Origin of the sequence: Peptoniphilus vaginalis (assembly GCF_900176605.1) — a bacterium.
GTDB classification, from domain to species: Bacteria; Bacillota; Clostridia; order Tissierellales; family Peptoniphilaceae; genus Peptoniphilus_A; species Peptoniphilus_A vaginalis.
Genome location: NZ_FXLP01000005.1, coordinates 72,174 through 91,681 on the forward strand (window position 1 = coordinate 72,174; position 19,508 = coordinate 91,681).

At 32.1% G+C, this 19,508-nt stretch carries 16 protein-coding genes; 9 read left to right on the top strand and 7 right to left on the bottom strand.

Going from position 1 to position 19,508, the window contains the following annotated elements; genetic code table 11:
• Positions 1-97 precede the first annotated feature (97 nt).
• Genes CAN42_RS05135 through CAN42_RS05145 form a run of 3 tightly spaced genes read left to right on the top strand, consistent with a single transcriptional unit; the run spans position 98 to position 4,361 of the window.
• Positions 98-829: an ABC transporter ATP-binding protein gene (locus tag CAN42_RS05135; protein WP_085875814.1), complete on the top strand. Its 732-nt coding sequence runs from the start codon at positions 98-100 to the stop codon at positions 827-829.
• A complete protein-coding gene (locus CAN42_RS05140; protein WP_085875815.1) occupies positions 826-2,772 on the top strand; it encodes an ABC transporter permease family protein in 1,947 nt (648 codons plus the stop codon). Before CAN42_RS05135 ends, CAN42_RS05140 begins: the two co-directional genes overlap by 4 nt.
• Before the next feature lie 14 nt (positions 2,773-2,786).
• Positions 2,787-4,361 (top strand): ATP-binding cassette domain-containing protein, encoded by a 1,575-nt coding sequence (locus CAN42_RS05145; RefSeq protein ID WP_085875816.1) that lies wholly within the window; start codon positions 2,787-2,789, stop codon positions 4,359-4,361.
• A 540-nt stretch (positions 4,362-4,901) separates the two neighbouring features.
• On the opposite strand, the gene CAN42_RS05150 is transcribed toward CAN42_RS05145, so the two are convergent.
• Both CAN42_RS05150 and CAN42_RS05155 read right to left on the bottom strand, forming a co-directional pair.
• Positions 4,902-7,661, bottom strand: coding sequence for an ATP-dependent DNA helicase (locus tag CAN42_RS05150; protein WP_085875817.1), 2,760 nt, complete (start codon positions 7,659-7,661; stop codon positions 4,902-4,904).
• 18 nt (positions 7,662-7,679) lie between these two features.
• Positions 7,680-8,519, bottom strand: coding sequence for a hypothetical protein (locus CAN42_RS05155; protein WP_085875818.1), 840 nt, complete (start codon positions 8,517-8,519; stop codon positions 7,680-7,682).
• 525 nt (positions 8,520-9,044) lie between these two features.
• On the opposite strand from CAN42_RS05155, the gene CAN42_RS05160 reads away from it, so the two are divergent.
• Positions 9,045-9,635 (top strand): hypothetical protein, encoded by a 591-nt coding sequence (locus CAN42_RS05160; protein WP_085875819.1) that lies wholly within the window; start codon positions 9,045-9,047, stop codon positions 9,633-9,635.
• Positions 9,636-9,675: 40 nt separating this feature from the next.
• On the opposite strand, the gene CAN42_RS05165 is transcribed toward CAN42_RS05160, so the two are convergent.
• The 5 genes from CAN42_RS05165 to CAN42_RS08995 form a co-directional block, all read right to left on the bottom strand.
• Positions 9,676-11,547 (bottom strand): DNA polymerase, encoded by a 1,872-nt coding sequence (locus tag CAN42_RS05165; RefSeq protein WP_245149850.1) that lies wholly within the window; start codon positions 11,545-11,547, stop codon positions 9,676-9,678.
• Between the two features lie 529 nt (positions 11,548-12,076).
• On the bottom strand, positions 12,077-12,634 hold the full coding sequence (locus tag CAN42_RS05175; RefSeq protein WP_085875822.1) for a DUF2815 family protein: 558 nt from the start codon (positions 12,632-12,634) through the stop codon (positions 12,077-12,079).
• Positions 12,631-13,758: a DUF2800 domain-containing protein gene (locus CAN42_RS05180; protein ID WP_085875823.1), complete on the bottom strand. Its 1,128-nt coding sequence runs from the start codon at positions 13,756-13,758 to the stop codon at positions 12,631-12,633. Before CAN42_RS05180 ends, CAN42_RS05175 begins: the two co-directional genes overlap by 4 nt.
• A complete protein-coding gene (locus tag CAN42_RS05185) occupies positions 13,751-14,080 on the bottom strand; it encodes a hypothetical protein (protein WP_085875824.1) in 330 nt (109 codons plus the stop codon). Before CAN42_RS05185 ends, CAN42_RS05180 begins: the two co-directional genes overlap by 8 nt.
• Positions 14,052-14,216 carry a hypothetical protein gene (locus CAN42_RS08995; protein ID WP_167627560.1) on the bottom strand — a complete coding sequence of 55 codons (165 nt, stop codon included), beginning with the start codon at positions 14,214-14,216 and terminating at the stop codon, positions 14,052-14,054. Before CAN42_RS08995 ends, CAN42_RS05185 begins: the two co-directional genes overlap by 29 nt.
• 332 nt (positions 14,217-14,548) lie before the next feature.
• Between CAN42_RS08995 and CAN42_RS05190 the strand changes: the two genes are divergently transcribed.
• From CAN42_RS05190 to CAN42_RS05210, 5 genes are all read left to right on the top strand, one after another.
• A complete protein-coding gene (locus tag CAN42_RS05190) occupies positions 14,549-14,755 on the top strand; it encodes a hypothetical protein (RefSeq protein ID WP_085875825.1) in 207 nt (68 codons plus the stop codon).
• Position 14,756: 1 nt separating this feature from the next.
• Positions 14,757-17,024 (top strand): phage/plasmid primase, P4 family, encoded by a 2,268-nt coding sequence (locus tag CAN42_RS05195; RefSeq protein WP_085875826.1) that lies wholly within the window; start codon positions 14,757-14,759, stop codon positions 17,022-17,024.
• A 323-nt stretch (positions 17,025-17,347) separates the two neighbouring features.
• Positions 17,348-17,629, top strand: a complete 282-nt coding sequence (locus tag CAN42_RS05200) for a VRR-NUC domain-containing protein (RefSeq protein ID WP_085875827.1) — start codon at positions 17,348-17,350, stop codon at positions 17,627-17,629.
• The gene (locus CAN42_RS05205) at positions 17,610-18,995 is read left to right on the top strand and encodes a DEAD/DEAH box helicase (RefSeq protein WP_085875828.1); all 1,386 of its coding nucleotides are present in this window, start codon (positions 17,610-17,612) and stop codon (positions 18,993-18,995) included. The genes CAN42_RS05200 and CAN42_RS05205 overlap by 20 nt, the downstream gene beginning before the upstream one ends.
• Positions 18,992-19,420, top strand: a complete 429-nt coding sequence (locus CAN42_RS05210) for a DUF1492 domain-containing protein (protein ID WP_085875829.1) — start codon at positions 18,992-18,994, stop codon at positions 19,418-19,420. Before CAN42_RS05205 ends, CAN42_RS05210 begins: the two co-directional genes overlap by 4 nt.
• Positions 19,421-19,508 lie beyond the last annotated feature (88 nt).

Genomic DNA, 19,508 nt, shown 5'->3' on the forward strand with positions numbered 1-19,508 from the left:
TTAGCCTTGAATTACGAAAGAAACTATTAAACAGTAAGACCTCCTTTAAGTGAAATATAATTTTAGGAGGTCTTTTATTACAAATGGAGATGATTATATGGATGTTATTAATGTAAAAAATCTTTTTCATTCTTTTGATGGAAAAAATTATACTTTAAAAGACATATCTTTATCATTAAAAAAAGCCGAGTCAATTGCAATTATGGGGCCTTCTGGTTCAGGAAAGTCTACTCTTCTTTATTGTTTATGTGGAATGATAAGGGCTAGTAAGGGAGAGATTTTATTTTTAAACAAAGATATTAGAACACTTTCCTCGAAAAAGCTAAATGAATTGTACAGAAAAAATTTTGACTTTATCTTTCAAGATATTAACTTAATTCCTGTTTTGAATGTAGAAGAAAATATTAAGCTTAAAAGTAGTCTTAACAAAAAAAAATTAGATACAGAAAAAATAAAAGAAATTTTACAACTATTAAATTTAAGTGGTAAAGAGAAATCTTATCCAACAAAATTATCTGGTGGTCAACGACAAAAAGTTGCCATAGCTAGGGCTCTTTTATTAAAACCAGATCTTATTTTTGCAGACGAACCTACAGGATCATTAGATACTAATTCATCTTATAGTGTTTTGGAGGAAATGAGAAAACTAAAGGATATAGGCACAAGTACTATAGTTGTAACTCATGACCCTAATGTAGCCATTCAAATGGATAGAGTATTATTTTTGCTTGACGGCCAACTTCGTCAAATTATTAATAAGCCAACTATCAACGAAATTTTAGAAATATTTACCAATCTTGAAAAAAACAAGGGGGTAAGATTGGGATGAAAACGAAAATCGCTATAAGGATGATTTGGAAAAATAAAATAGTTAACTTATGGATGTTTATAGCCATGACTTTAATTTCCATATCTCTAAGTGTAACATCTGCTTGGTATTTGGCTACAATAAAGCCCAATGATGACTTGATTTTTTCTATATTTGGTGGACAAAAAAATAATCTTATACTTGGAGATGTAGTAAATGGCTCTAAACTTCAAATTTTAATGATTTTATTTTTTGGTTTTCTTCTTTTATTAGGCACAATTTATTTTTCAATAAAACAGGAAGATAAAGATTGGGCTCTTTTAAAACTTAATAGCTTAAACAATAAGGAAATTGTTGGAATTCTTGTATTTAGAACTTTATTATTAAGTATAATGGCTTCAATTTTTGGAATATTTTTATCTAGATTTTTTATGGAGCCTTATGTAAAGTTTTTCTTTTATTTTATTTTCAAGCCAGGATATGAGAGTCTTTTAAAAGTTAACTTAAAGCCGGGGTTACAATCTAGCACATTAAGTTTAATAGCTATTTTTATTATGGTTATTATAGCAAGTTTAGTAGCGAGTATAAATATTATAAAAGCAAGACCATTAGATCTATTTATTAAATCAAATGAAATAACAACTCTTAGCAAGAGAAACATTATTCTAAGATCTATTATTAGTCTAGTTCTATTTTTTTTATTTCTATACCACACTTTAATTAAACCAGTAGAGACAGGAACTATAATAGATATTCAAGGAGTTGGAGTTTTAACAATAGCCCTTGTTATAGTTGTATCGCCGCTATTGATTCCAAAGGTTTCTAGTTTAATAACAAGAATCCTGATCTTAAAAAACTCAGCATTAGCTTCTTATGGTAGAGGTCAGGTTCTAATGAATGCACACAAAAATCTATCAGTCGCTATACCCATTCTTTTGGCAATAGTAATACCTTCTATATTTGCTCTTTTTTCAGAGGCAAGTGTAGTAAGGATGAATAGAGAGTATAATGCTCAAAACAAGAAAATGGGAGAAGGAGTATACGCCATTATAAACCCAACTAGTATAAATACCGATATTCAAGAAAAGCTATTAGAGATTAAGGGGACACAAGATTTAATAATTACAAACACCTTAAGTTATTATGATGCTGCAGAAGGGGATCATTATGTGGGAGTAAATTATATTAATGATAAGAGTCTTATGTTTAATTTAGATTTGGAGGCAGGAAGTATAGATGATATATCTAAAAACAAGATTGGTGCAAGTAATGATTATGAACTTGGAGATAAAATAAAAATAACCTATTATAATGGAGAAGAGAAGACATATGAGGTAGTTGCAGTTTTTGGATCCGTACCGTATCTTCTATTGCCTAAAATATATCTTGACTACAATTCTAATGAATTTTTGCCAGGTCTCAACAAGATAAACAATAAGATTTACATAAATAACTTAAGTCTTGGAAAACTCGAATTGGAAAAGGAAGTTCTAAAAATTTTACCTAATGCGAGAGTTTTAAAAGGTTCAGAAGATGTAAATGAATATTTGAAAAATTTTTCTAATCATGAATTTGAAACAATAAAATTTCTTTATTTTCCTTGCATGATTTTAGCATTAGTAATTATTGCTCAAAACATAATATCTTTAATTTCTTTTAAAGAAGATGATTTTAAATTATTATTTAGAATGGGTTTTACTAGAGGGGAAATAATTTTAGAAAATTTGGTAGAAATCTTGGCTATTATTCTTTCTGCAAATTTTATGATTATTATGGTACTCTCTATAATGTTGGTTAAATTCATTAAAGAATTTAGTATAAATGAAATAACAATTGGTGCAAATCTTCCCATTAAAGTGTGTTTATACTTAAATATGTTTTTTGTTTTGATATGTCTTGTTATCACTATTATAGTTTGTTTATTTAAGACAGAAAGAACCAAAATGTTGGATAGACAAATATAAGCGGATTAAGTGTTATGAAAATTACTGGTTTAATACAATTAGAGATAAGAAAATTTATTTTTTTAGTTATTATATATATTTTTTATCCAGCTATGGATATACTAGCAGCATTGCAGCTGGCTACAAGTGTAGATATGCTTATTGTAGGCAATGTATTCTCCTTTATTAACTATTTAATAATAGCTATGTTTTTTTGGTCAATATCAATTTTTTGCAGGAATTATGCTAATATAAAGGAACAAATTTTACTGCAATTACTTTCTAAAAACTTACGAAATATAAGCATAGGGAGAGTTTGTGATGACTTGAATAACAATGAAGGTAATGTTGATTTCTCTAAATATATAAATATGATGACTAACGACATATTATTAATAGAGAAAAGTTTAGATTCGTTGTTAAAACTTTTTTCTATATTAAGCACAATTATATTTGTGACACTTGCACTTATAAAGTTTCATTATATTATATTTATAGTAGCGACAATTTTAGGTGTTGTTATGATAAAAATTCCTAAACTATTTGAGAGTAGCATAAAAATAACTACTGATGAAGTTTCTTTTGCTAATGAATCATTACAAAGAAATATAACAGTTTGGATAAAAGGAAGCAAAGTACTAAAACATTTTAGAGCACAAGATATGCTTTATAATATTAGTGAAAAATATTCGGATTTAATTAAAAAAGCAAAAGTTGAACAGACGAAATGCATAACAAGATCTAATTTTATTGTAAGTATTATGAATATATTTAGCCAGATTACTATATTAGTAATAACAGGGATTTTATCTTACCAGGGACAAGTGTCGTTAGGAGCAATTATTTCGGTTGTAAGTCTCTCTGGACAGTTGTTTAATTCATTAGATGAGTTTGGAGAAAGTTATGTTGAAGCTATTTCTTCTAATTTTTTGTTAAAGAAATATAGTCTAACAGAAAAAACAAATCCAAGAGGTAAGATTATTTTAAAAGAATCTATAAAACTGGAAAACTTATCGTATAATTATGGTAATGAAAAAATCCAATATCCAGACATTACATTTAAAGCAGGTGGAAAATATATAATCTCAGGAAAAAGTGGGGTTGGGAAAACAACTTTACTAAATATAATTTTTGGTTCTTTAGAGAACTATAAAGGATGTATATTTTGGGATAATATAGAGTATAAAGATTTAACTTTGGATAAGGGCATTTCATATATATCCCAAGATCCTTATATGTTTTTAGGAACTATTAGAGATAATATTATTTTAGACAAAGAATATGATGTAAACTTATTTGATGAGATTATAAAGATAAGTAGATTACATACTGTCATAGAATCATTGCCACATAGAGAAAATACAGAAGTCGATAGTGATAATATAATATTTTCAAAGGGAGAAATTCAAAGGATAGCAATCGCAAGAGCCTTATATCACAAAGAGACAGTATTAATTATAGACGAAGGTTTATCTAATATAGATAAATATAATGCAAAATATATAGAAGAATATCTATTTGGAAACCAAGAATTAACGGTGCTTATGATAACGCATAATTTAAGTAAAGAAACGGAAAAGGTTGTATCCAAAATTATTGAATTAAAGTAGTTTTTATAAAATGATTATATTTTAAAACAGGTATGTATCAACCTAAATCCTGATAAAGGGCAAGCGTTGGTACCTTTTTTATGTATCGGTATCTGTTCATTTCTATAGAAATGGAGCTTGTCTTAATTTTACACAACTTTAATAAACTGTCAAATTTTGATTAAAATTTGCAGATATTTTTGTAATATTCTTTTTCCTAATATTTAGACTCTATAATATCTGTTGGGTATTAAAATTACCAGCATATATTATAGAGTCTAAATATACCGTTTTTTATTATAATTGTAAAATGCTTTTCATTTGATATTTAGATTGTGTTATTTGTTAACTTACGGCATTAGGAATATTAATTTATGGATGCTTTCATTAAAATATATATGTTTTTTTTAATAAGTGTTTCAAGGTCATAGATAAGCGCGTCGTACATTAAGATAAGGTCAAATATTTAAATACTTTCATAAATTTTACTTCTCAAAAGCGAAATTCATGGCATTATAAATTTTAATTATGTACAAAAACATATATAGTTTTTATTAATTATCACAACTTATGGTTAATATATCTATTTATACTAGTGATTAAATATGTTTTTAATATTTCGACATCTTTAGATATATCTTTTGGTTTAATTCTACTAATTATTTTTTCTTCGACCTCAGGTGTCCAATATATCTTTAATCTTTTTCTAGCTCTAGTTATCGCGGTATAAAAAATATTATGAGTCACAAGTTCCTCAACTTCATCTGTAATCACAATCTTTACTGAGTCATATTCTAAGCCTTGTGCTTTGTGAATTGAAACAGCATACGCAATTTGAAAGGGAACTATAGTCTTAGATGCTTCATCCTCATTGTCTTCATCTTCACTTTTTAATTTATATACATAGAATCTAATTATAGACATTTCTTTTTCTATAGAAGATTCAATCACATCAAAGTCGTACCATTTTGCCTCAAATATATCTATAACCTTTGGCACTTCAATATCAAATTGAATACGTTCTTCAAGCTCTCCCTGATCAATGATTTCTATACCTTTTATTGTCCCCTTCATATTGTTGTGTATGATAGGATGAAATCTTTCTGAATCCAGAAATAGAATAGGGTCACCTACCTTATAAAATTGGACACCCCATTGAATGGCTGGATTAGGGTTACTTTTTTGTAGAAATCTATTAATATTGTTAATTCCATACAATCCGTCATAGTTTAGGCATAGTATAGCCTCATCTTTATCTAGATAAGATAGAAGAGATTCATCTACATTTAAAGAATAACTTTCTCTTTCTATAACCTCTTTAACATTTTCATCCATATATCTAACCTTGCGCCAAAGTTCAAGTAAATATTTATCGTTTGTCCTATGCGGTTTTGTAAGTTCAAAAACAGCAGTTTTTGGTAAGAAGTCTTTTAATGCTGAGAACCAGTTCCCAAATTGAATGGCGTCAATTTGGTATGTATCTCCAACTAAAAGTAACCTTTTAAAATTTGCTTTTTCTAATACTCTTATCATATCTCGATTACTTACGGTACTGCACTCATCAATCACTAAAAGTTCGTATTCTGTATTACTAGACTCTTGGAGCAAAAAACTAGCAATAGTTGAAAAATCCTTATTTTCAGCATCGATTTTTCTTATCAAGTTTTCTTTGGCTGGATTAGTTTGTGTTAAGTATAGTTTTTTCTCATCATTCAAAAAGTGAGAAACATGGTTAATGAATGTAGATTTTCCAACGCCAGCAGATCCATATATCACACCAACCCTTGATTGTGAAAATATTTTATGCAAAATCTCTCTTTTTTCATTACAGTCGATATTATATCCATAGATAAGTAACCACATTTTAACATCATCACTATAATTTTCGATTCCTGATGAGGACAATTCTTTCAGCTTTTCTATGATATGGCAGGTGTCTATTTTGTAGCCATTTATAAACACATAATTATTTTCAATCATTAGGTTGCTCTGTGGTTTATGCCCATGCCATAAGCTATTATTGTAATTTAGAATATGGTTAAAAATATCAGAAAATCCAGTTAAATCATTGATACTAGTAAATAATTTCCCTTTTGACTCTGTATTATTTCTTATAAATCTTGCGAATATTTCAGATTGCCTATTTGCATGAGGAATGCAACTAAACACAGCACTTAGTTTTGGATTATGCCCCATAGGGGATCTATTAAAAGGAAGTGAATCAAATTGTATGCAACCATTTTTTAAATATAAATAGGAAAGATGTACATTAGGTTCACTATCACGTTGATTTTTTATTATTACATTATTCATGTTATAGAGAAGATAACGTAAGATATTTTGACCTGGTTTTTCACTACGGATTAAATTTCTGCAGTAATCCATAACAGGTATAAAAGTACAGGATCCTAGGTTGTTCTTCCAATCTTTAGTTATCTTATTATAAGCAGTGTCTGGAAAATCAATTAATTCATTTAATGAAAACCTACTTCTGGTTAAATAATCACAGATCATTCGCTGTTCCTTATATGGAACCTTCCATCTTTTTCCCTTTATTAAAGACATAAAATTTTGGAACTCACAATCACGAATGGAAATTTCCCAACCATCTATTATTGTGATAGGCATAGTTTTTCCTAGTATTTCAATGGATTCTTGAATAAGATGAAATTTACATGCATAGTTACTTCTAATATCTAAACTTGTAAAAGCAATAACTCGACTTGATTTAGATTTATTTTTTCTATCATCAGTAGGAATAAAAGTAACTTCATTATATATTTTACCATTAACAAATAGAGGTTTTATTTTTTGGATATAATATCTATTTTTTTCCTTCACACTAAAACTTACTGGGTATTGATCGATTTTTTTTGAAATCTTTGTATAGTATTCTTGAAGCGTAGAATCAAGCTGTAAAGGAAATTTATTCAGGTTGTGAAGTATTTGTATACCATAGTACTTGCTGAGTAAGGTTTTAGCTTCTAATAAATATTTATAATATTTTAGCATTAATCTTTCAGAGCCATCCTCATCAAGCGTAAATTGAGTAGTAACAACTTGCAAAAAGTTCCGAAATTTATATAAGGTGTTTATTCTGCTATCAACCTGAGCAAACTCAATTGCTTTCACCAAATTTTCTTCATTCATTGGAATGTCTTGACCGTTTCCATAAAATTTAAGCATGATGTGGTTAATAAATTTCATTAATTGCTCTAATATGTCTTGAGAAATAGTACCACGAGATGAGCCGTTTATGTTGTCTAAGTGTCTACATATTACATGGTCTATTTTTCTTATTGAATCATCTATATTTGGCACGTTTTTCCTCCTTATATTCTAATAAAATTCCCCATCATTCCAGTCGTCAACGAAAGCTTCGTAAGGGAAGCAACCAGCAAATAGCTCTGGATGAAGCTTAACATATAGATTTCTAAATCGTTTTCTTAAAGTATCAAAATAAATCCCCCTTGAACCAGACGATTCAAAAGAGTTCTTTAAGTCGTTTAGTTCTCCAAGCAAACCATATATATAAGATTTTAATATTGGGTCACTAAAGTTTTCGGATAGTTTAATCCATTTTGACTCGTACAAGTTATTAATTTTATTTCTAAAAGACATATCGAGCAATAAGTTAGCACAGTTTTCACTAATTAGTGTGATTATTATTTTATCATAGTCTTCAGTGAACTCGCTTAATAAAGGTTTGTCATCTTCATAGAATGGAAATTTATCAGAAGGCTGGACTTCTGGTAAATTAGCTATATCTTCTCCATTATTTTCTTTAGCACTCTTTAGAGTGTTTTTTTTATTAGAAGCTTCTTTAAGAATATCTAAAAATAAATCATAAATTTTTAAAGAAGCATTAGAAGCATTTATATTATTGATTTCGTCTATAAAACTATCTGCAAGTAGCTGTGATGTTGTATCACCGTAACTATCTAGATAAGAAACAAAGGCTTGATTATCGTCTAAATTTGATAAAACAATAGGCGCAAATCTTGAAATATTTGTTTTTCCATTGTAATAGGACTTAAAAGTATTATCACTTTTATCGCTTATAAGGTCTGGACCTTCTTCGTTCATCATAAGGTCGAAAATAGTTTTTGTAAATCTAACGGTATTATCTGTATTGCCAATCACAGATTTTAATCTATTTATAAATGTACTAAATTGCAAAATTTCACTTCCTAAATTTCCTCAGTACCGAAGAGCACCGAAGGCTACCAAGTTCTACCCACATGACCTTCTATAATTAAAACTGTGGACAGAAAGTGTTTTGTATTTTGGTTCGTAGACTCAAGTAAATTTATCTTTGTATATATTATATCAAAGAATATGGTGCAATCATAGACCCTTAGATTTTAGGAAGAGTATCATATTTTGAATATAACTAAAGTATTTAGTCATGGAAGTTATACTAAAGATATTTTTATGAGTTACAAAAATAGTTTCCTTTATTCGAAGAAGAGATTTCAAAAGTACAAGAAAATTTTCTGACATATAAGTAGTAAGTGGGTTTAGACCCAAGGTTAAAAATTATATTAAGCCTTACGGCGCGCGACGTTTGGCGAGGATATCTATATTTCAAAAATAAACTAATTTATTTAGATTTTTTTGAAATAGGATAGCTCGCTTTATTGTCGTGCGTCTTTTTTGATTGTCCTTGCCAAATGGCGTTAGCCAAGGCAGAAAGGACAATCAATGAAAATTAAAGACAAAAATTACAATGATTTTAGTAACAGAACAGCTTTTAATGGCAAGCAATGTGAAATAGGTAAGGTTTTAGTACCTGTTGTAGCTGATAAAGAAATGCAAAAGACAATGCTAAGCTATGGATTCAACAAAAAGTATATGGAGATGTGGAAATTCAAAGGTGCATCAGAGCAGGTGCCAATAGCTTTTGTGGAATGTGACGAAGGTTTCAAAGATGAATATATGAAAGACTTTAATAAGCAAGTAAATGATTATCTAAAAAGGTTTAACTATGATAAAAATGTAGTTTCACTTGATGAAATTTTAGATAGCATAACGGATGAAGATAAATTTTCTATAGACCCAACAGGCACTGAAAAATATGATGCAACAGAAAGATATAAATGCGTACTAGCATATCTTTTGAAAAGATTAGAAGAAATAGACCCAACATATGCAGATTATATATTTTGGAAGGAAAAAGGATACAATAAAAAAGAGGTTCTTGAAATTTTGAATTTAGATGTGAAGAAATCTCAAGCCTATGATATTATCAAGAAAATTGAAAAGAAGACCTATGAAATAATTGATGAACTTTAAATGAAAATAACCTTATTCCAATTATGGAATAAGGCTATTTTTAATCCTTTCTATAGAACACAGTCTCATATCCATCAGCATTTAGTTTAATATCTGGCATCCAAGAAGGAGACTTAGACATTGTATTACAAATTGTATCAATAGGAATCTCTTTTTTACATTCAATAATCAATTCGTCATGGACATGGCCACAGATAGAGTAATCAGATAGTGAATGCATGGAAGAGGCTAAAATATCACGACTGATGGCCTGTACAATATTCTCTACAAATTTTGGACCATAGCTTTCAATGCGTTCCCACTTTTTACCAGTCCCAATTCCTTCATAGGTTACGGACTCACCTCCGAACATATTCTCTCCAATACGAGGTTTTACATAGCAGAGCTTACGACCAGAAGGAAGTTCAATAAAAAGCATAGCAGACTTATAAATAAATTTAATGCCGTGGGTTTCAGTCGATTTTCTTGTTTTAATAGTTGCCTTAATAGCTAAATCTACATCCCACCATAGCTTAACTATATTTAGATTAGATGACCTCCAGGCATCAACCAGAGGCTGTAGTTCATTTTCAGATAAACCCATATCAAGAGCACCCATTGCTTTTAAGGCTCCAACAGAGCCACCATATCCAAGGGCCAGTTCTGCGATTTTACCCTTTTGACGGAGATGACCATTAATCCCATGTTTTTCTACAGGGACATTAAACATCTTAGAAGCTGATGCACAGTAGATATCGCCTCCTGATGCAAAGACATCTTCACGCCAAGTTTCATTAGCAATATGGGCTATAACCCTAGCTTCAATGGCAGAGAAGTCACTGACAATAAACTTATAACTTTCTTTTGGAACAAAGGCAGTGCGGATAAGTTGGGACAGGGTGTCGGGGATATCATCATATAAAACTTTGAAATCTTCATAGTCACTGTCTTGAACCATGCACCTTGCATACTCAAGGTCGTAAATATGGTTTTGAGGTAGGTTTTGTAATTGGATGAGTCTTCCTGCCCAGCGACCAGTTCTATTACCGCCATAAAACTGAAACATACCTCTAGCTCTCATATCTTTACATACAGCATTTTCCATTGCTTGATACTTTCTAACACTTGATTTAGCAAGTTTCTGACGAAGTATAAGAACATCGGCGATATTATCTGGGACAACGTCAATTAAATTTTTAACAGCTTTTTTATCAAGACTTTCAGTTTCTATTCCTTTATCTTTTAGCCAGTCTTTCATTTGCAGTACTGAGTTGGGATTTTCAAGGCCCGTCATTTCTTTTAATTCGTTTGTAATTTCTGCTTTTGATAGGTCATTAAATAGAATAGCTTTTCTAACAAAATCCATATCCAGTCCAATTCCTCTATCGTTTATCATCTGGTCTAGATGATATTCAGACCATAGAAAATCGGGAACAGGATAGTTTCTAAGTTTTTCTTTTATCTTCATTTCAACTTCCACATCACGCTTATTATACATCTTAAATAAGCCCCATTTATAAGGAGAGTGGATAGGAAGATTCCTTCTTCTATGGTTATTTGTTTTAGTAGGTTTACAGGGCACACAGAAATACCTTATAAGATCCTTACCTTCTTTTAACTTTTGCTCATCTAATTTAAGAACTGCACCAACACTTTCAAGGCTAAGAGGAAGTCCCATATAAGCAGACCAAATCATAGTACATCTCCAAGAAACAGGAGATAGGTAGTTTATACACTCGTCTCCATTTTTGTAGGACTTAAAATTATTGGGATAATGTTTCTGAAGCCAATAGGACAAACAAATTCTTTCAAAGGTAGCGTTGAAAGCCCATTTAATCACATCATTATTTACTAAGGCATCAATGATTTCATCGGGGAGTATATCTCCAGAGGCAATGTCATAAACAGCAACAGGTTCGTTATTGATCGACACAGCAAATAAAAGTATTTCAAACGTATTAGATTCAGCATATTTATAGACACCAGATTTACTAAGGTCTACCTCAGAATAAGTTTCTAAGTCGATGGACATTTCATTTATTTTCATACTATTTCCTTTCTATAAAATAAGGCAGTGGCAAATGCCACCACCTGAATTCAATCTTTATTTTTACGTTCTTTTTCTCGCCTACGATCGTCTCTAATTAGTGTATATAAAACATAGCTTACAAAAACAACACCAAGAGACATAAATGTAACTAAAAGAACACCTACCATTGTATTAATCATTATTTTTCCTCTTTTCTCTTTTTAAACCATATACATCTTGGAAACAGATAATGAAGTCCAGCTTTTGCTCTGATAAGAAACCATTTAATTAAGGATAATAGAGTAAAGGCCCAAAGTGAAAATAAAATAAACTCCAAGATCCCATTTGTCACGAGAGACATAAATTCCATTATATTTGTCATATTTTTCTCCTCATATCTATGAAGAGGGTAGAAGTTCTACCCTCCATAGATTTAACTTAAAAAGTCATCATGTTCTGAAAAGTCGTCCTCAGCACGAGATTTTCCACCAAGAGGCTCTCCATCTCTAATTTTTTGAAGATTGTTGAGGCCACAAGCGATGCCTTTGTTTCCATTGCTATTGAAAGCATAGAAATTAATAGAGGCTCTACCATAAACACCTGAATATACTTCAGAGCGTTCAATGATTTGTTGAAGGTCAGAATCAACAATACCAGGTTTAGTTGGACTATTTGCATTGACGAAAAAGCTATCTTTATAAGCCTCATCGTCTGGTCTTTCAAGGTCGCCGTCTCTTAGAGGTGTTTTAATAACAGAAAGGGCAGGTACAGATTTTCCATTTCCTTTAAGTTTAGATTGACCTTCTTCATAGGCTGCTTGAATAGCTGCTTTAATTTTATTTATAGTTACAGCATCTGATTTTGGGATAATAAGGGACACGCTATATTTAGGTGTACCTCCGTTGATTGACTTAGGATCCCAAACATTGGCGTAGCTCCATCTTGTATTAATTCCAGTAATTACTTTTGTAGGGTTATTCATTTTACTCATAGTATTTTCTCCTTTTTAAAATCATTCATTGCATTCATTTCCTCTCTTTTATCACTTTCTGGCACGAGAGTAGGTTTACCCTGTGGCTTATAGACAAGTGATCCCAAGAGTTCTTCAAATTTCTTCTTACCTAATAACTTTGTCATAGCAGTAATACCTAAGACCTTTTTTTCGTAAGGGTCAAAGCCTGCACGACTTACAACATCTGCGACATTTTCTTCGTTTACATATTTACGGTTACTCTTTCCTTCAACTAACTTAAAACCTTCAAAATGAGTACCTTCCATAGCTTTTTTAATGGCATAATCTTTAACGTCATTGGCCCAAGAAGTTAGCTCATCAATTTGTGATAGAAGTGATGCGATTTCTAACTCATCTAAAGTAGGTGGTTGTTTAAAATCGTACTTTGCTAGCTCTAAGTTATAGTTTGCTCTTTCTCTACATACGCCCTTTGCTTTGCAAAACCTGCAGTGGTCTCCAGCTGAATAATCTCCATGACCTTCATAGGCAAGTTTTGCAGTAGGTTTTAAAGTGTCCTCTGCCCAAGATAAAAGTTCATCTTTTGTCATTGAAAAACTACTTATATTACTTCGTCTAGGTTGGAAGATAGTCATTTGGATTTCGTTAATGTCATAGAGACTTCCAAAGCTTTCTAATGCCCCTAGTCCGTAACACATAAGCTGTGTATTATGTTCAGCTTCAACTAAAATCCCGACTCCATGTTTATAGTCAATTATTTGTAGTAGGTTATCTGCAACAATAATGCAGTCCCCAGTTCCAAACCCATCCTTGACCCATTTTGAAAAGTCCAGTCTTTGCTCTACATAAACTTTAGGATCCTTGCACAACTTTTTTACTTCTTCGTACCTTTCAAGGATATAGTTTCTATATTCCTCAGCACAATCCTGCATTTCCATAGAGTAGTAGGTCAAGTTTTCTGTCGGGTCTCTTGTATTAATGCCAAGTTCCTTTTCAACAAGATAGGCACATAATGCATGGCAGTCTGTTCCTTCTTGTGCGTAGGTAGAGCTTGAATCATTAAATAGTTCACACAGTTTTGCACTTGGAGGACAAGCAAGCCACCTACGGCTTGAAGAGGCTGATAGAAATGCGTGATTACTCATTTCCAATATCCTTGGAATCTTCAATAACTTTTTCATAAAAGTCAGGGGATAAGGTTGAAAGCTTATCTGCTCCATATTTTTCAAGTATGGCCTTAACTTCTTTTGAATAGCCTTTAGCTGATTTTTCAGCAAGGGCTTCTCGAACATTTACCATAGTGTAGGTTTTCTTAGGAGTTTCTTCTTGAGTTTCAAGGCTTACTTTTAACTCTTTAAAACATTCTTCTAGGCTTTCTCCATAGGTTGCCAGTTCTTTTGCTAGAGCTATAAAAGCCTGTGTTTCACCGATAACGCCATCAACAATAGACAATAATTCGTTTTGCATTTTCTTTCTCCTTTGTCATTCTTTTTACCTTTAAACTTTCAGCCAGCTTTTTAGAAACAAGACTAATAGCGAGTAGTGTTATTACGAGCTCATCATCTTTTGTTTCTTTCTGGCCATAGACATCTGTCTTTTCCATTTGTGTACCTCTCTTTCTAGAGTGGCTTTTTGCCCCTCTACCTCTATAAGTAGAATTGGAAGACCATTTTCCGGTTATTTTTAAAAATATTTTCAGGTCTTTTATTTGCCTCTCTAATTACCTAAGTAAAAATGAAAGACCTTTTTCCGGTTAAAAATAAAAAAAGTTTAAAAAAATTAAAAAAAGCCAGCTCAAAAATCTCCTATATAAGGAAGAAAAATGAGCTGGCATATTTTTTTGAAAAAATTTGAAAAATAACCGGAAAAACCTATCTCAAAAAGACTTAGAGAGGTAGGAGGTAAAACTCCAATAAAAAATAGGAGGACAAAATCATGTTTTATGTAAAAGAAGAACTAAAAGATGGTGTAGAAATCCACATCGAAATAACAGACGAGAACGTATATAACACCTGCCCAGTGTGTGGTAAGGAAATAGCAGTGGATTTAACAGACGTGTTTTCTGATGGCGATGCAGATTTATTTGCAACATCTGTACTATGTGGTACTTGCTCGAAGTACATCTTACGAAAGGATGAATGATATGGAATTTACTATTTTCACATCAAATTCAAAAGGAGTTCAGGGAAACTGCAACTATCCTAATGAAGTAAAGGTTACGAATAAGGAAGAAATGAAAACGGCAGTTTCAGTTGACCATGTTTGTGCGAGATTTAAGAACAACTATAGATCTAATGATAATTTCATAGAATCAAATGATGTTGTTATGGATTGTGATAATGACCACTCAGACAATCCTAAAGATTGGATAACCCCAGATATGTTCTCAGAGATGGAGTCCGACATTGATTTTGTAGCAACTCCTTCAAGGCACAACATGATTAGTAAAGAGGGAAAAACGCCAAGGCCAAAGTGGCACGCTCATTTTCCAATTGAAACCATTAGAGACAAAGACGAATATGCATCTTTAAAAAGAAGGATTTTAAAAAAGTATCCATTCTTTGATGATAATGCCCTAGATGCAGCAAGGTTTTTCTTTGGTTCTGACTGTGATGAAGTTTACTGGCAAGAAGGCTGGATGAGTATTTGTGATGTTGTAGAAGAAGAGCAGAAGGATTTTGATGATTCTTTTAGTGGACCAATTCTTCAAGGTAGTAGAAATAATGTCATGAGCCATTTTGCTGGCAGAATTTTAAAAAGATATGGCATAAGCGAAAAAGCAAAAGAAGCATTTACAGAGCATTCTAAAAAATGTGACCCACCACTTGATGAAGATGAGTTAAATAGGATTTGGTCAAGTGCAGTTAAGTTTTTTAAAAAGAAGATTGCCTCTTCAGATGGATACATTCCACCTGAAGAGTTCAATGCAGATTTTGACAAAGATTCCTTAAGACCAGATGACTTCTCAGATATTGGTGAGGCTAAGGTTTTAGTTCGTGAATATGGAAATGAGCTGAAATATACAAAGGCAACGGATTACTTAAGGCATGACGGCCTTAGATGGGTGGAAGATAAGGAACTCGCCCTTGGTGCTGTTGAAGAATTCTTGGATTTGCAGCTGGCTGATGCAAGAGATGATGTAGATGTAGTTGTAAAGGCCTTGGTTCAAACAGGAGTGCAAGAAGATCTAGCAAGAAGTGGTGGTAGTGCTCTTTTAAAGCTTTTAACTACAAAGGAGCAAATCAAACTCTACTATTTGTTGGTTGCTGCACAAAACTACCTGAAGTTTGTCATGAAATATAGGAACTACAAAAACATCGTAAATACACAAAATGCAGCAAAACCTATGCTTGCCATCGATGTAGCTGAATTGGATAAAAACCCATTTTTCCTAAATACACCTTCAGGGACTATTGATATGAATAAGGGAATAGGAAGTCTAAGAAATCAAGAGCCTGAGGATTTAATTACTAAAATTACAAGTCTTTCTCCCAATGAAAAAGGAATAGATATCTGGATTGAGGCTTTAGATACCTTCTTTTGTGGAGACAAAGAACTTATTGAATATGTGCAAATGACCGTTGGTCTTTCAGCCATAGGAAAAGTTTATCAAGAGCACATGATTATCGCCTATGGTGATGGTGCAAATGGTAAGTCAACCTTCTGGAACACAATTTTTAGGGTTCTAGGCCATTATGCAGGAAAAATCTCAGCTGAAGCTTTGGCCGTGAATAACAAAAGAAACTTCAAACCAGAAATGGCTGAGCTTAAAGGAAAAAGACTTATTATTGCATCTGAAATGGAAGAAGGGATGAGGCTTAATACTGCAACAGTGAAACAGCTTTGTTCTACTGATGAAATTCAAGCAGAAAAAAAGTACAAGGATCCATTTTCCTTTACCCCATCACACACTTTGGTTTTATACACCAACCATCTTCCGAAGGTAGGGGCAAATGATGATGGAATATGGAGAAGACTTGTCGTCATTCCTTTTAATGCCAAGATTACAGGACGTAGCGATATTAAGAACTATGCTGACTACCTTTATGAAAAAGCAGGTGGAGCTATTCTTACTTGGATTATTGAAGGCGCCTATAAAGCCATTAAAGCCAACTTTAAGACTCCATTACCAAAAGTTGTAAAAGACGCTGTTGAAAGATACCACGAAGATAATGACTGGATGGGTCAGTTTATAGACGAGTGCTGTGATGTTGATGAAAATAACTTAGAAAAATCAGGAGAACTATATCAAGCATATAGAGCCTATTGTTTTCAGAATGGAGAATATACACGTTCAACAACAGACTTCTATCAAGCATTAGACAAGGCAGGGTTTAAACGTCAGAAGAAAAAAGACGGTATGAAGGTATATGGACTTTCATTAAAAACAGGTCAAGACTTCTTAGATTAGGTGATGGTCGATTGGAATCGACTGTCATCGACTGTCACCTTTTTTGACAAAGTGCAGGTCAATTTCAAGAACTATGTCATTTTAATTTGAAAAGTTTTTTCATTTGACCGTCAACGACCTGCGCCTTGAGGGAAATCGACTGTCAACGACCTGCACCGACTGTCATCATAAAGATGGCTAAAAACAAGAATTTATAGCTATAGGTGATAGTCTCGATAGTCTATTTTAAAAAGTTCTATATATAGATAAAAATTAAAAAATACCTATAGGGGAGTTTATGTAACGAGTATCGAGACCATCACCCTTAATTGATGGAGGTCAAATTGGAAGAAAAATTTATAGAAGAAAAATTAATAGCTGAAGTTAAAAAGCGTGGAGGCATTTGTCCTAAATGGGTCTCACCTGGTTTTGTGGGTGTTCCCGATAGACTGGTATTTTTACCTGATGGGAAATTCGCCATGGTGGAAGTAAAGTCCACTGGCAAAAAGCCAAGACCTATACAAATATCAAGGCACAAGCGTTTAAAAGACTTAGGCTTTCAAGTTTATGTATTAGATGAAATAGAGCAAATCGGAGGGATTTTAAATGAAATACAACGCACATGAATATCAAGAATACTGCATTAACTACATTTTAAAAAATAAGATAGCTGCAATCTTTTTAGATTGTGGACTTGGTAAAACAAGCATTACCCTATCAGCAATTAATGAGCTGATGTATAACAGGTTTGAAATCAGTAAAGTTTTAGTCGTTGCACCACTCAGGGTAGCGAAACTTAGTTGGCCTGATGAAATAGAAAAGTTTGATGATTTTAAAAATTTAAGTTACTCACTTGTTGTAGGTGGTCTTAAAGCAAGGAAAGAAGCACTGGAAAAAGAAGCAGATATTTATATTATCAATCGTGAAAACCTACAGTGGCTTATTGAGAAAAGTGGAAAGGCCTTTGACTATGACATGGTAGTCCTTGATGAATTATCTAGCTTTAAAAATTGGAATAGTAAAAGAGTTAAGGCCTTTATGAAAGTTAGACCAAAGGTAAAAAGAGTAGTTGGACTAACTGGTACACCATCTCCCAACGGATTAATGGACTTATTTTCACAAATAAAATGCCTTGATATGGGAGAAAGGTTAGGTCGCTTTATAAGTCAGTACCGAATTAACTACTTTAGACCTGGAAGAATGAATGGACCAATTGTCTATGAGTATATTCCACTTAAAGATGCTGAAAGAAGAATCTACGATAAGATTTCAGATATTACCATTTCCATGAGAGCAATGGATCATTTAAAGATGCCAAAGCTAATAAATACAAGATACCCAGTATATATGGACGGATTAGAAGATGAACTCTACGAAGAAATGAAAGAAGGCTTTGTCTTAAAATACATTGATGGAAGAGAAGTTACAGCTTCAAATGCAGCAGTCCTTTCAGGTAAATTATGTCAATTAAGTAATGGTGCAATTTATACAGAGGATAAAGAAATTATTAAAATCCATGACAAAAAGCTGGATGCCTTAGAAGATATTATTGAATCAGCAAATGGTAAACCAGTCCTTGTAGCTTATTGGTTCGCCCATGACCTTGAAAGAATAGAAGAAAGACTCAATAAAGAAAAGATTCCTTATGAACGTCTTAAGTCAAATGAAAGTATTAGAAGATGGAATGCAGGAGATGTTCCTGTAGGTTTAATCCATCCTGCAAGTGCGGGTCATGGTTTAAATTTACAAAAGGGAGGAAATCATCTCGTTTGGTTTGGTCTTACTTGGTCCTTGGAACTCTATCAACAAACGGTAGCTAGATTATATAGGCAAGGTCAAGAGGAACAAACTGTTGTGGTACAACACATCGTAAATGCTGATACCATTGATGAAGATATCCTTAAAGCCTTAACCCATAAAGAAAATACACAGAATGCCTTGATTGATGCTGTCAAAGCAAAATTACAACCTAAAAATGGAGGCTTAAAATGAACACAAAAGAATATTTAAAGCAAGCTTTTTATTTAGATAAGAGGATAAATTCAAAGTTAGAACAAGTAGAAAACCTAAATACATTAGCTACAAAAGCAAATGCTACTTTATCAGATATGCCGAAAAGTCCTAATAGAGGGACATCTAGACTTGAAGAAACCATTGTAAAAATTATAGACCTACAAGAAGAAATAAATAAGGATATAGATAAACTAGTGGACCTTAAAGCTGAAATTGTTAGACTAATTAAAAAAGTAGAAAACAAAGAACTTCAAGCTATTCTTGAAAAAAGATATCTTTGTTTTGATTCTTGGGAGAAGATAGCTTTTGAGATGAATTACGATATTAGACATATTCATAGACTTCATAATCGAGGATTGAAAGATATATCTTCTCTGAAATTAAGTAGTCACAAAATGTCATAGAATGTCACTAAGCAAATGTAGTATAGTTAGAATAGCAAAAGAATAATTAATAGAGCCTTGAAGATTTAATCTTCGAGGCTTTCTTTAT